Here is a 13273-nt window from a genome sequence, read left to right as displayed (position 1 = left end):
AGCATTAATTATATATTTTGTAGTATATAGTACTTTAAAGTACGTAATCTTGATTAGCGATCGCTCTTGGGAAAAAACTTTTTGGTTTACTGATCTGGAACCCTCTCATCCAACCCCCATTACTTTGCTTGGAAAAAAGCTGGTAGTTTGGAGAGACAAACATCAAAATTGGGTAGTAATGGATGATATTTGCCCCCATAAATTGGCGCAGTTATCTTTAGGAAGTATCAATGAAAATGGAAACCTAATGTGTCGTCATCATGGTTGGTGTTTTGATGGGGCAGGAAAATGTACAAATATTCCCATGCTGAGTGATGAAAAGGCTTTAAAAGCTGCCTGTAATAGCGAGCGATCGCAAGTAACAACATACCCGACTCAAGTGCTACAAGAATTACTATGGATCTGGGCAGATAATAGTCCTACTGCTTTTGAAGATAGCATTTCCAAGCAACCTGCCCTGATGCCAGAATCTCAACTTGATAGCTCGTTAACCGATTGGTTTATGTCAGAAGTTCCTGTTGGTTACACTGTCTCTGTTGAAAGTAGTTTTGACCCTTCTCATGCCCAATTTTTGCATGAAGGAATTGCTGGATTTTCACCAGAACGAGCTATCCCCATAGAACATTTTGAAGTATTTAGAGAAGTATCTGCTGAAGATGGTTTTACTTTAAAGCATTCTGGTTACAATATTTTTAACAAAGATATGGATGCGACTCGGAAGTTCAGTCCACCTTGTTCTAATACAACAATCTATAAATATTCTAACGGTAAAGCTGCTTTATTTCAGCTATATTTTGTGCCTACGAAATCAGGTTATTGTCGGCAAATTGGTAAGTTTATTGCTGATAGTCTTCCACAAAAACGCAATTTTTGGTTTGAGCTTCTACCCAAATATTTACAAACTGGGTTAAAACATTCATCTAGTTATAAATTGAGTAACCAAGATTTATCAATGATGCACTCCCAAGCTGTTAACGAATCAGCGATCAATAAAACTTGGCAAAAGTCATATTTTATGCCTTCAATAGCTGACGTTGGCATCGTTACTTTTCGTAAATGGTTAGATGAGTTTGGCGATGGTAAACCTGCATGGCAGGGAGTAGCAGAAGCCCCTTTTCAAGAATTAAGTGATGAAGAATTATACGATATCTGGCACAGACATACAAAGCATTGCCCTAGTTGTCGGCAATCTTTAGTTTTGATAAATAAAGTCAAAAACTTTTGTCAGAATTTTACGCTCGGATTGATAATTATAGCGTTGTTGCTAATCGGAATCAATCTACCTACAAACATAGTTATTATACCAGTTTTACTGGGTATATTAAGTCTAATTTGTGACTATAAATTAGATTCAATTCGAGAACACTTTCTCAGCAGCATTCCCAAAAAAGGTGTTTTTTCAGTACATAGTATATTTAACTAATATAGGAATTCGATTTGAATCAATACGGTTCGGATAAGATCCCCCCACCTGCGGCGATCCCCTTAAAAAGGGGGGCAAAAGTCTCTTAAAATCCCCCAATTTATCGGGGGATTTAGGGGGATCTCCAACGATTTTGGGTTTGTACAGAGATAGTGTGTACACCGACCGTAGCACTCGCGGGGAGGGGAGACAAAGCATAGCTTTGGCGGGGTGGGGTTCTTCAGAGTTAGAGAGAAACTGACCTATAAAGGCTTACTTTCACTTTCTGCACTCCCCTTGCGCTTTGTTTAAGGCTTTGGTTTATAAGTCGAAGCAACGTGCAATTCTTTCAACTGTTTTGCATCTACACTCGAAGGTGCATCTGTTAACAAACAACGCGCTTGTTGTGTCTTCGGAAAAGCAATGACATCTCGAATGGATTCTTCTCCAGCTAGCAACATTACCAAACGATCTAAACCGTAGGCGATGCCACCATGCGGCGGTGTACCATATTCAAATGCTTCTAAGAGAAAGCCAAATTTACTTTGTGCTTCTTCAGGAGATAAACCGATCGCTTCAAACACCTGTTGTTGAATTTCTCGCTGATAAATCCGCAGACTTCCGCCGCCAACTTCTACGCCGTTGAGTATCAAGTCGTAAGCTTGGGCGCGTGCAGTTTTTAAATCGCTCAAATCATCAGGATGGGGTGCTGTGAATGGGTGATGTAATGCTTCTAAACGTTTTTCGTCAGCATTCCACTCGAACATGGGGAAGTCTGTAATCCACAGCAAGTTGATTTTTTCTGGATCGATTAAATCAAACTCTTTAGCGATCGCTTGCCGTAATCTATCTAATGTTTTATTAACTGTAGCAGCTTCTCCTGCCCCAAATAACAGCAAATGTCCAGCTTTTGCACCTGTACGCCGCAAAATTTCTTGTTTTTGTTCAATGCTGAGGTTGTCTTTAATCGCGCCAATAGTGTCAATTTCGCCATCATCCCTAACACGGATATAAGCTAAACCTCTAGCACCAGCTTCGCTGGCTTCTTTGAATAAGTCACCACCTGGTTTGATGCGGACATTAGAAATTACATCGTTACCGTTGGGAATTGGCAGGATTTTGACGATACCACCATTAGTAACAGTATCCCGAAAGACTTTGAAACTAGAGTCTTTGACAATATCTGAGACATCAACTAATTCCAAACCATAGCGGGTGTCTGGTTTGTCACTCCCGTAGCGTTCCATCCCTTCGGCGTAAGTGAGGCGGGGGAAAGGACGCTGTAACTCAATGCCTTTAACGGTTTTAAAGATATGACAAACTAAGTTTTCGTTTAATTCGATAATTTCTTCTTGAGACATGAAACTCATTTCCATGTCCAACTGGGTAAATTCCGGTTGTCTGTCGGCGCGTAAATCTTCATCACGAAAGCAACGGGCAATCTGATAATATCTATCTAAACCGGATACCATCAGCAATTGTTTAAATAGCTGGGGTGATTGCGGCAAAGCATACCATTCACCAGGATTGACGCGACTAGGTAGAACATAATCCCGCGCTCCTTCTGGGGTAGAACGGGTCAGTATTGGGGTTTCAACTTCAATAAAACCTTCCAAATCTTCCAGATAACGCCGCATAGCTTTGACAATTTGATGACGCAGTTGCAAATTTTGCGCCATGCGTTCGCGTCGCAAATCCAAATAACGATATTTCAGCCGCAAATCTTCGCGCACCGTCTCAGTATCAGCTACGGAAACTTGGAAAGGTAACTGTTTGCGGACAGCATTCAGCAGTTTAATTTTATCGGCGTAGATTTCTACCTCGCCTGTGGGGATGCGGGGATTTAGGGATTCTTCGGGACGGTGCGTTACCCTACCTGTGATTTCCACAACGTATTCATTTCGCAGGGCGTTCGCCTGTTCGTAAGAATCTGGGGTGCGTTGCGGATCGCTGACGATTTGGACAATTCCAGAGCGATCGCGTAAATCTAAAAATATCACACCACCGTGATCGCGGCGACGGTCTACCCATCCGTAAAAGGTAACAGTTTCTCCAATATGTTCTTTTCGGAGTTCGCCGCAATAGTGAGTTCGCATAAGTCTTAGTTATTGTTTCCGGGCTAAATTGGGAAGAAAATGTCAAAGCTTTCCCATTATCTAGCATCAATAGTAATTGTAGTAGTTCTAGTTGAAGAAAAAATGAAATAATCTCACACTATATATAGAGGAGTCCATGACACAGGAAGGGTAAGTTTTACCTATTTTTACAATAGTTCCCGGAATTTATCACGGACGATCTCACAGTCACGGAGTATCTGCGTTAACAATCCAGAACCAATTATTTCACCAGAATGCACTGGAACAACGCTTCTACGACCATTACTGTGTATCAAAAAATGGTGACTCCCTCGGATTCTTGCTACCTCAAAACCTACTTTTTTTTACGCTGTAATTACTTCTCGCCCAGTCAAACTCGGTAATTTACTCATACTTGAACAGAAACCCTTTGCACGCCCATAAACTCTAATGCTTCGGTGTTTTCTTGTTCAACCTCTAAGAGGTTGAATGAACAAGTTTTTCACTGTGACTTTAGACATTTTTAGATCCCCCCTAACCCCCCTTCAAAAGGCTACGGTGTATACACAAGTCGTATTACCCCCCTTAATCCCCCCTTATAAAGGGGGGAAATAATATTTCCGGTTCCCTCCCCTTTATAAGGGGAGGGTTAGGGTGGGGTAAAACCTGAGTTCTTCAGCTATTTTCAGACTTGTGTATACACGGTAGCTTCAAAAGGGGGGAACTGGAATCAAAGTCCCCCCTTTTTGAAGGGTATTTAGGGGGATCTAGAACTTTTGATACCGACAAGAGGACTTTTCAAACATCCTCTAAGCTCAACTTTATCCAAAATTAAGAACTTGGTTTTCTTTATCTGGCAAAAACCCTGGCTTTTTAGCAAATACTTTTTCCATGTCACAGATTATGGATGAAGTTAAAAAAGTAAAACTACTGTCCCACAAAGGTTTCATCTGAAGCGTTCGTGCAACGACTCCGCAGGAGTATCGCGTTGCGAAGCAAATGGATAAAGTCGAGCTAAGAGGTTGTTTGAAAATTGATCTCAGGTATGATTTTTTACCCTCCTTAATCCCCCCAATACATCGCTATCCATTCTAAACATTTTTCTTAACAAAAGCTTTGACAAAAGCTAGAATCTGTGTATCTTTTATACAAAAACCTTGAAACATAGCAAAGTCAGCAAATGGAATAATGGATTACACAAAAACTAGAAAGAACCGATAGAGACTTTACCCCCCTTTTTAAGGGGAGCCAGCGCTGTCTTCTTCTAAAGGGAGCTAACGCCAAGGGGTTTCCCAAAGTAGAGCGACTGGCGTGGGTTGGAGGGATCAATAAGTGCCTAAAATTACAGCCAACCCCTTTGAAAATATACTTTTAAATCCTAGCGTCTCTATTGATTGTTGCTTGTTTATTGGCAAAAGTTATTGTCACTTGCTGCCAATAGAATATTGAAACGCATTTAGCGTCCGACTTTGTTAGAGATATCTCTGCCTGTCTCTGCTGCACTATTCCCTACATCGCTTGCAGTTTTTTGAGCGCCCTTTACGTACCCAGAACCAAATTCTTTAAGGGCTTCTGCTGACTCTCCTCCAATCTTCTCAAGTCGTTTGCCAAGAGAACCTTCTGTTTCACGAGCTTCTTTATTCCACTGCCCTGTTGTCTTCGGTCTTTGAGCATCATTTTGCTCTATCTGTTCGCGAACTCTCTCCTTTAAGGCTTTGTCATTCTGCCCAGAAGTCATATTTGTTGTCAGCACTAGAAAGCCAACTAAGACAACAGCTAAAAAACGTTTTGCCTGAAATCCTTTAAGTAGGGAATCGATATTACTAATGGTCTTAGAAATCAAATTTATCATGCCAATTAGATTGTTTTTGACTACAAATAAACATTAACGATAAAAATGTAATTATCCTTCTAACAAAAGGCATATTTTAGTCATAAAAAATAAATAATTTTAAAATCTTGCTTGGGGAAGAGGTAATTTGTTAGATATATAAATATTTGTAATTAGTCTATGGGTATGAGTAACAAGCAATACCCGGATTTCTCCAGAGAATATCGAAACAGAATTCAGGAGTCAGAATTCTTCTTCAACCAACAGTTGCCTCTAAACTGCAACGATTATTGGAATATAATCCTGTAATTAATTTCAATCAATAAAGCAAAGCACTGCGATCGCAAATCGTGGTTAGGGACTTCCAAATAAAAAAATATCCCAAATTTTCTTGTGGGATGGGCAAGATGCCCATCCTAATATTGGGGACGGGCATCTTGCCCATCCCACAAAATGGATAATTTATTTCTTGGAAAGCCCTTACATAGACAAAGCACTGCTCACTTTTTAGTAATTTTTTCAATAATTTTAACGAAACTTCATATTTTGGTTAAATTTAATCAGCAAAATCTGCAATTACTTATTCCAAAGCAGCTTTGACTTACTCAAAAGTAACTTTTGCTTTCTCATTTTGGTGTTTTCCGCAAGTAAAATAAGCTTTGACTTACTCAAAAGCAGCTTTTGCTTTCTCATTTTGGTGTTTTCCGCAAGTAAAACAAGCTTTGACTTACTCAAAAGCAGCTTTTGCTTTCTCATTTCGGTGTTTTCCGCAAGTAAAACAAGCTTTGACTTACTCAAAAGCAGCTTTTGCTTTCTCAATATGGCATTTGACTTTTTGATTTCGGTAGATTTAACAAGCTGATTTAGGTTTAGCGATCGCAAATTGGGGTTACAGACAAAACCCCCATTTTTCACAAGCAGTAGGGGCGAGTTGACAGATATAATCACAAGAGGACTTTTCAAACATCCTCTAAAGGGTTTTACTTTCACCTTTTACTGGATTACTACTTATTTTTACATTGGTTTTTGTAGGAGATTTTAATGCCTTTTGACGAATCTTTTCGAGTGTCGCTCCTATTTCAGGATTTTTTTGTTTGAGAATAGCTTCACGTTCCAAATTTATGGTTTCAGGTGACAATTTACATAGTGTTTCCAAAGATATTTTCCCTTCAGAGGATAGTAGTTCTAATAAAGTTGACGCTGACTCTAAAATTTGCTTTCCATTTCTTATTTGGATGCTAAATTTATCTTCAATGGCATCAAAGATAACAAAAAGCGATATCTTTTTCCATATTTTTTGAGTCGAAGCTACTACCTTAAAGTCAGCGATGATTTTTCCCTCTTCTGGTATATGAAGGGCTAAACCTGAGTTCTGAATACCTGTTTGGATTTGCTCAAGAGGTAATGAAGAAATATCAGTAATTAGATTATCAAGATTTATAAAATCTGCTAAATCAGGTAGGTTGCTAACTGTATCACTTAATGATTCAGATTGAAAAGTTATCTTGTTGTCTAAAGGATCTGAAATAGCATTAAGCTGTACGGGATATGGGGGTTGTGGGACAGAGCCTTTTTCATAAAATGAGCGACCTTCTGGAGTAACTGTGATTGGCGATGTTGCTGATAGAGTTTGTAATGAACGAAGAGTTGCAGTAGTAGTTTTAATAAATACAGAATCAAGCCCAAGTATAGAGGCTAATTCATCCTCTGTTGGCGGAGGTTGAAATTCAATAGCAGCGCGGATAATAAATTCTTCAAGTACGTTAAACTGACGGGGTTCCTTGATATTGACTTCTACAAGAGTTTGACGCAAGCTATAACGAAATTGACGTGCTGCAAAAACTGATAAGCTAGAACTTTGCGCTTCAATTTCGTCTACAACATTCTTGAGATTGTCATCAATAGATTTAGCAGAAGAAGCGATCGACATGAAATCTCCATCTAGATAAACTATGCTGAAAACATGGGAGTATATATTCCCATATTTCCATGCTGCTTGGTGAAAAATATTCATGCAGCAAATATCTATAGAACTCAAATCAAATAAGAGTCCTAATATTTTATTTTTGAAATATACGTAGGGTGCGTTATCCGCGATAACACACCCTAGAGATAATTAGATTTATTTCATAAATCTAATCTGATTCCTATATGTGGTTAAACTAAACAAGTTCGCGGTATCGAGATGCCTTAACAGGTGCATGTTCTAACTGACAGTAAGGGCGGCTATAGCAGAGTGGTGACTCTAAAGCGTGCCCATCTAAAAACTCTGGATTACTCATTACCTGTTCGGTTGGGCCATCATATACGATCTGACCTTGACTGAGAACAACAGTGCGATCGCATAAATCTAAAGCTAAATCTAAATCATGGGTTGCAATTAGTTGTGTCAGAGGTAAAGTTTGTAACAATTCAATGAATTGCCGACGAGAACGGGGATCTAACTGAGCAGAGGGTTCATCCAATACTAATATTTGTGGGTTCATTGCCAAGACTCCAGCGATCGCAATGCGTTTCTTTTCACCTCCAGATAAATTATTGGTATAGCGTTGCCCATACCATTGGGGATCGATGTCTACTGCTGTCATTGCTTGCAGAGTTCGCTGGAGCAATTCTTCACCTTGCACACCCATATTTAGCGGCCCAAAGGTAACATCTTCCCAAACTGTTGGCATAAACAACTGATTATCTGGATTTTGAAACACTAACCCCACAAAATTCCGAATATTTCGTAAATTTTCCGAATTTACAGACCACTCGCCAATTGTCACTTCTCCCGCTTGCGGCATGATAATTCCATTTAGATGTAACAGCAGCGTGGATTTTCCCGACCCATTGGCTCCGATTAATGCCACTCGCTCAGTTGCCTTGATAGACAAATTTATTTTATCTAAAGCTTGAGTCCCATCAGGATAGGCATAGCTAAGATTTTGAATTGATATTGGATTATGGTGCATTGGGATAATGTGAAAAAAGGTTATTTCCGCCAGTAAATAGCCTGACCCAACAGTGCCAAAATTACAGTCAGACTTAAAGCTACAACGTCAGATCGTCCCCCTGGCGAGACTTTTTCCATCATTGGTGGCACTCCTTGATAACCTCGTGAGAGCATCGCCTGATAAACTAGATTTCCGCGATCGTAAGTGCGGATAAATAGCGCTCCAATCATGTTGCCCACAATTAACCGGATAGAGCGATTCCTGTTCATTAGATTTCGAGACTCTGCCGCCCGACGCATAGCGTTAAACTCCCCAATCAAGACGCTGATATAGCGATACATCGATGCCAGAATTGCAACTAATAGTGGTGGAGTTCTTAGTTTTAGCAGGGCATGAAGCAGCGCCGTTACCGAAGTGGTTAAAGTCAGTAAGTTTAGTATTAGCAGCGATAACAGAGCCTTAAGCGTGACACTACCTAAGACAGTTAACCCCACCGTTGTAATCTGCAAAGGCCCCCAAGACCACAACACCTCACCACCACCTCGAAATAAAGTACCCAACAGAACGACACTAATAAACGTTAACTCAACTGCTAACCGTTTCACTAGTACTGATAGAGTGACTTTACTTAGCAATATTAGGCTTAGTAAAGCCGATCCATAAATAGCCCAAGTCCACCAATGCCCATCTGGTGTTAGAACATTGGCAAACACAAACAACAAGGTACAAAGTATCCGGGTACGGGGAGCGAGTTTATGCCAAAGAGTAGCCTGTTTGCTATCGACATCTAACACAAATGCTCCAACGTGCAGCAGCATGATGTTAAGTTCCTATCTGTATTTGATTACTAATTACGAATTGTTAATCTGGCGCATCTGAGTCTGAATCAGCCTCATACTGTGTAGAAGGTAAACTAGAACCACGAATAACTAGTTTGCCAATACCCCAAGCTAAACCAAAAGTTGTTAATGTTCCGATTAATCCAGCTAATGGAGTAGCGATCGCTTCTGGTACTCCTCTAAGGGCATACTCATTAAAAATGCTATAGAAGGGTAATTTGTGAGAGGGTTTCTCTCCAAGTTCTTTGCTGTCAAACTTTAGATCCTTGGAAACTCTATCTAGCCCATCTGGGTTTTTACTTGCTAGTGGCGAGAGAAAAATTGCAATCAACAAGGCAATACCTAAGCCAGCGATAACAAAAGCCCGGTTGCGCGATCGCGAGAGGTTGCTACTCATAAGTATTAAATCCTGATTTAATCACACCTTTTAATAACGAGAGACTGGACGAGACATAGGTGATTTTATCTGACGGGGTGGATCGTAAAATAAATCAGGTCGAGTCCGCCAAATAAAACTAAGTGCTACCACGGTAATCAACGCCTCGCCAATACCAATTAGGACATGCCAAGAAGCCATTGCTGTCAAACCTACCATCAGAGGAACCGTCCCAGACACAGCTAGTTCTAAGGCACACACAACTGAAGCTACCACTACGCTTGTCCAAGCAGCGATCGCTGCACCAATTGTCATACCTCGCAAGGTATCGCGCCCAGTCGCAAATCTGATTGTGCGATAGAGGTAATAACCAGCAAAGGTACCGATTAATCCCATGTTAAAGATGTTCGCCCCTAAAACTGTTAGTCCACCATCTTGAAATAGAACAGCTTGCACGATAAACACTGCAACCATAACTAGCGATCCAGCCCAAGGCCCTAATAAAGCTCCAGCTAGTGTTCCGCCCAAAAGGTGTCCAGAAGTGCCTCCTGGAATCGGGAAATTGATCATTTGCGCTGCAAAGATAAATGCTGCACAAACTCCCATTAAAGGTACGGCTCGTTCTTGGTATTCTGCTTGCGATCGCTTAATTGCTAGGGTAATTAAGGCAAGAGCAATTATCCAGGTGACAAGGATAACGGGTAAATTCAAGAAGCCATCTGGAATGTGCATAGCTAGATGCGGCTGTATTACCCAATACAGCCAGCCGAAGGACGAAGCACCCATAAATGGTATTGTTTCCATATTTAAGAAGTGTCCTTTGCAGCCAGATTGATTTAAGGGTCTAGTTGTCTAGTAGACCATGTATTCTCTCAAAACTTCAATCCAGTAGGGGGGCATATTAAATACAATTCAGATTGATAGTATTATTCTGTTCGCAATCCTGATGCTTGAGCAATGGTGATATAGTTACTCCAATCGGTTCTGATAGGGAGCAGCTATCAGACGCAAGGGGGAAAGTCCGGTGTAAATCCGGCGCTGTCCCGCAACTGTGAGCCAAAATTAGGTGAGTCAGGATGCCCGCCGATGGGAACCAATTCGTTTACATAAATCTGCGAGGTACAGGTTATGAAAAGAAAAAAACAGGCGTTAGTCAGTCTAACCCTGATGGCAGTTATCAGTTTTTACTTGGTAGTTGGTTTACCCAAACCCGCTTATGCCATGCACATTATGGAAGGTTTTTTACCAGTGCAGTGGGCAATTTTTTGGTGGGTTGTGGCATTACCATTTTTTTTATTAGGGTTGCGTAGTTTAACACGCATTACTAAAGCTAACCCAGAACTAAAACTACTACTGGGCTTGGCTGGTGCTTTCACCTTTGTGTTGTCAGCGTTGAAAATTCCTTCCGTCACAGGTAGCTGTTCTCATCCGACAGGGACGGGGTTAGGTGCTGTGCTGTTTGGCCCTCTCACCATGACGGTTTTAGGTAGCTTGGTGTTGTTATTTCAAGCTTTGTTACTGGCGCATGGCGGCTTAACTACGCTGGGTGCAAATGCTTTTTCAATGGCGATCGCAGGGCCGTTTGCAGCTTACTGGATATATAATCTGACAATAAAGTTGGGTGGTAAACAAAAAATCGCCATATTTCTCGCAGCTGCGATCGCAGATTTACTCACCTACATTATCACTTCTGTTCAACTCGCCCTAGCTTTTCCTGCCCCCGTTGGTGGATTTATTGCTTCATTTATCAAGTTCGCCGGAATTTTTGCTATAACTCAAGTTCCCTTAGCAATTAGTGAAGGATTACTAACTGTGTTGGTGTGGAACTGGCTGCAATCTTATAATCCTCAAGAATTGGAACTGTTGCAATTAATCAAGCGAGGAAATGGTAATGAGTCAATCTAAAAAAGGGTTGAGTAACTGGCTGTTGGTAGTAGCTGTCTTAGCTTTAGCAGTTGCACCATTAATATTTGTGCGGGGTGGGGAATTTGCCGGTTCTGATGACAAAGCCGAAAAAGCAATCACTGAAATCCAACCTAGATATAAACCCTGGTTTAAATCATTTTTTGAACCAGCTAGTGGAGAAATAGAAAGCTTATTATTTGCTACGCAAGCAGCTTTAGGTGCGGGAGTAGTCGGTTATGCAATTGGTTTGTATAAAGGACGTTCTCAACAAAAACGTGAAGAATGAGCCTGCAACTAGACACTTTAGCTTACACTAATCAACTGCGAAGATTACCACCAGAACATAAAATAATTTTTGCATTTACGACTCTTGCAATTTCCCTTGTTACCCATCCCTTGGTACAAATTTTGATAGCGCTTTGGTTGGGCGTTTGGACAGTTATTTATGCAAGAATTCCGGCTGGTGTTTATTTTCGGTTGTTAATGTTCACCATAGTTTTTTGTTTGACAAGTTTACCAGCCTTGATGGTGAATGGAGTTGCAATTACTGATTTGCCCAAGGTGCAATTAGACTCGTGGTATGGATTCACTCTCGGACACTTGTATATTTATATCAGTCATAGTGGCAGTATCCAAGCATGGGGAATTTTAACCAGAGCATTAGCTTCTGTTTCTTGCTTATATTTTCTCATATTAACTGTCCCTTTCACGGAGATATTACAAACTCTGCGTTACTTGCGATTTCCTGTGCTTTTAAACGATTTATTATTGCTAATGTATCGGTTTATTTTCATTCTGCTAAATACAGCTAGTGAATTGTTGACAGCACAAAATTCTCGTGGTGGCTATCGTACTTGGCGTAGCGGGATGAAAAGTTTAGCACTCTTAATCGGACAACTATTACAGCGAACCTTACAACGGTATAGTCAGTTCTCTCTCGGACTGGAATCACGGGGTTTTGTCAGTGAATTTCGAGTTTGGCATCCCCGCCGTTATCATCCTCAAAGGCGATATATCATCGAAGCTATTTTCGGCTGTGTAGTATTAATAGCATTGGACTTTTGGCGGAATGCAGGAATATTTACTCGAATTTGAACAGGTATATTACACCTATCCAGTAGCACAGCAATCAGCTTTGAATGGTCTAACACTGAAGATTCCATCTGGCAAAAGATGTGCAGTGATTGGTCAAAATGGTTGTGGGAAAACTACACTATTTTTATTAGCTAATGGTCTATATAAACCTAATTCTGGTATTGTTCGTTGGCGCGGTGAACCCTTAAGTTATAACCGAAATTATCTTAGTAGCTTACGGCAGAAGGTTGGGCTAGTATTTCAAGATCCAGAACAACAATTAGTAGCTTCAACAGTTGAAGAAGATATATCTTACGGTTTGTGTAATTTGGGTTTACCAGAATCTGAAATTAAAGATCGGGTAGAACAAGCATTAATTGAATTTGGGCTGACTGCTTTAGCCGAAAGACCAGTACATCATCTGAGTTTAGGGCAAAAGAAGCGAGTTTCTATAGCAGATGTGATGGTACTGCGGCCAGAACTTTTGGTGCTGGATGAACCAACAGCTTATTTAGATATCAAACATACTCGAAACTTGATAGCAACGATGAAAAAAATTCATCAAGATGGAACTACTTTATTGATGGCAACTCATGATTTAGATTTAGTCTATCGATGGGCAGATTGGGTTTTTGTTATGGATAAAGGGCGACTGATGGTAGAAGGGAAACCACAAGATGTATTTAGCCAACGCACACTTTTATCGGAGTTAGAGTTGGGTGTACCATTCATATATGAAATGTTATTTGATGGGCTATCTGCTGAGGAGGAAGTAGTGATAGAACGAGTGCGACAGCGAATATTAGAGCAATTTCGGAATGTCTTGTGAGGA

At 40.6% G+C, this 13273-nt stretch carries 12 protein-coding genes, 1 pseudogene and 1 riboswitch; of the genes and pseudogenes, 5 read left to right on the top strand and 8 right to left on the bottom strand.

Annotated features, from left to right (window positions below):
• Positions 1-7: 7 nt before the first annotated feature.
• Complete coding sequence (locus V7K42_RS12080) at positions 8-1423, top strand: aromatic ring-hydroxylating dioxygenase subunit alpha (RefSeq protein WP_334916426.1); 1416 nt, start codon at positions 8-10, stop codon at positions 1421-1423.
• 287 nt (positions 1424-1710) lie between these two features.
• Here the strand turns inward: V7K42_RS12080 and aspS are convergent, their stop codons facing one another.
• From aspS to cbiM, 8 genes and pseudogenes are all read right to left on the bottom strand, one after another.
• Entirely contained in the window at positions 1711-3498 is a 1788-nt protein-coding gene (aspS, locus tag V7K42_RS12075; RefSeq protein ID WP_334916418.1) for an aspartate--tRNA ligase, read from the bottom strand.
• A 167-nt stretch (positions 3499-3665) separates the two neighbouring features.
• A pseudogene (locus V7K42_RS12070) lies at positions 3666-3830 on the bottom strand (type II toxin-antitoxin system HicA family toxin); the annotation flags it as partial.
• A gap of 1103 nt (positions 3831-4933) precedes the next feature.
• On the bottom strand, positions 4934-5329 hold the full coding sequence (locus tag V7K42_RS12065; RefSeq protein WP_334916416.1) for a hypothetical protein: 396 nt from the start codon (positions 5327-5329) through the stop codon (positions 4934-4936).
• Positions 5330-6278: 949 nt separating this feature from the next.
• Complete coding sequence (locus tag V7K42_RS12060; RefSeq protein ID WP_334916414.1) at positions 6279-7322, bottom strand: hypothetical protein; 1044 nt, start codon at positions 7320-7322, stop codon at positions 6279-6281.
• A gap of 148 nt (positions 7323-7470) precedes the next feature.
• Positions 7471-8265, bottom strand: coding sequence for an energy-coupling factor ABC transporter ATP-binding protein (locus V7K42_RS12055; RefSeq protein ID WP_334916412.1), 795 nt, complete (start codon positions 8263-8265; stop codon positions 7471-7473).
• Between the two features lie 20 nt (positions 8266-8285).
• Positions 8286-9065, bottom strand: a complete 780-nt coding sequence (gene cbiQ, locus V7K42_RS12050; RefSeq protein WP_334916410.1) for a cobalt ECF transporter T component CbiQ — start codon at positions 9063-9065, stop codon at positions 8286-8288.
• 43 nt (positions 9066-9108) lie between these two features.
• Positions 9109-9483 carry a PDGLE domain-containing protein gene (locus V7K42_RS12045; protein ID WP_334916409.1) on the bottom strand — a complete coding sequence of 125 codons (375 nt, stop codon included), beginning with the start codon at positions 9481-9483 and terminating at the stop codon, positions 9109-9111.
• Positions 9484-9513: 30 nt separating this feature from the next.
• The gene (gene cbiM / locus V7K42_RS12040) at positions 9514-10266 is read right to left on the bottom strand and encodes a cobalt transporter CbiM (RefSeq protein WP_334916408.1); all 753 of its coding nucleotides are present in this window, start codon (positions 10264-10266) and stop codon (positions 9514-9516) included.
• 158 nt (positions 10267-10424) lie between these two features.
• A riboswitch (cobalamin riboswitch) is annotated at positions 10425-10564 on the top strand.
• Positions 10565-10590: 26 nt separating this feature from the next.
• On the opposite strand from cbiM, the gene V7K42_RS12035 reads away from it, so the two are divergent.
• Genes V7K42_RS12035 through V7K42_RS12020 form a run of 4 tightly spaced genes read left to right on the top strand, consistent with a single transcriptional unit; the run spans position 10591 to position 13270 of the window.
• Positions 10591-11367: an energy-coupling factor ABC transporter permease gene (locus V7K42_RS12035; RefSeq protein WP_334916407.1), complete on the top strand. Its 777-nt coding sequence runs from the start codon at positions 10591-10593 to the stop codon at positions 11365-11367.
• Positions 11354-11653 (top strand): energy-coupling factor ABC transporter substrate-binding protein, encoded by a 300-nt coding sequence (locus V7K42_RS12030; protein ID WP_334916406.1) that lies wholly within the window; start codon positions 11354-11356, stop codon positions 11651-11653. Before V7K42_RS12035 ends, V7K42_RS12030 begins: the two co-directional genes overlap by 14 nt.
• On the top strand, positions 11650-12462 hold the full coding sequence (gene cbiQ / locus V7K42_RS12025) for a cobalt ECF transporter T component CbiQ (protein ID WP_334916405.1): 813 nt from the start codon (positions 11650-11652) through the stop codon (positions 12460-12462). The genes V7K42_RS12030 and cbiQ (V7K42_RS12025) overlap by 4 nt, the downstream gene beginning before the upstream one ends.
• Complete coding sequence (locus V7K42_RS12020) at positions 12437-13270, top strand: energy-coupling factor ABC transporter ATP-binding protein (protein ID WP_334916404.1); 834 nt, start codon at positions 12437-12439, stop codon at positions 13268-13270. Before cbiQ (V7K42_RS12025) ends, V7K42_RS12020 begins: the two co-directional genes overlap by 26 nt.
• Positions 13271-13273: the final 3 nt, after the last annotated feature.

It is taken from the genome of Nostoc sp. (genome assembly GCF_036917455.1).
Classification (GTDB): Bacteria; Cyanobacteriota; Cyanobacteriia; order Cyanobacteriales; family Nostocaceae; genus Nostoc.
The sequence above is the reverse complement of the archived record's forward strand: the minus strand, read 5'-3'. Positions and strand labels throughout refer to the sequence as shown.

Excerpts from the sequence above, each read along its gene's own strand:
- V7K42_RS12065 (WP_334916416.1), bottom strand. The coding sequence starts at position 5,329 with ATGATAAATTTGATTTCTAAGACCATTAGTAATATCGATTCCCTACTT.
- V7K42_RS12030 (WP_334916406.1), top strand. The coding sequence starts at position 11,354 with ATGAGTCAATCTAAAAAAGGGTTGAGTAACTGGCTGTTGGTAGTAGCT.
- V7K42_RS12055 (WP_334916412.1), bottom strand. The coding sequence starts at position 8,265 with ATGCACCATAATCCAATATCAATTCAAAATCTTAGCTATGCCTATCCT.
- V7K42_RS12020 (WP_334916404.1), top strand. The coding sequence starts at position 12,437 with ATGCAGGAATATTTACTCGAATTTGAACAGGTATATTACACCTATCCA.
- aspS (WP_334916418.1), bottom strand. The coding sequence starts at position 3,498 with ATGCGAACTCACTATTGCGGCGAACTCCGAAAAGAACATATTGGAGAA.
- cbiQ (WP_334916410.1), bottom strand. The coding sequence starts at position 9,065 with ATGCTGCTGCACGTTGGAGCATTTGTGTTAGATGTCGATAGCAAACAG.
- cbiQ (WP_334916405.1), top strand. The coding sequence starts at position 11,650 with ATGAGCCTGCAACTAGACACTTTAGCTTACACTAATCAACTGCGAAGA.
- V7K42_RS12035 (WP_334916407.1), top strand. The coding sequence starts at position 10,591 with ATGAAAAGAAAAAAACAGGCGTTAGTCAGTCTAACCCTGATGGCAGTT.
- cbiM (WP_334916408.1), bottom strand. The coding sequence starts at position 10,266 with ATGGAAACAATACCATTTATGGGTGCTTCGTCCTTCGGCTGGCTGTAT.
- V7K42_RS12045 (WP_334916409.1), bottom strand. The coding sequence starts at position 9,483 with ATGAGTAGCAACCTCTCGCGATCGCGCAACCGGGCTTTTGTTATCGCT.
- V7K42_RS12060 (WP_334916414.1), bottom strand. The coding sequence starts at position 7,322 with ATGAATATTTTTCACCAAGCAGCATGGAAATATGGGAATATATACTCC.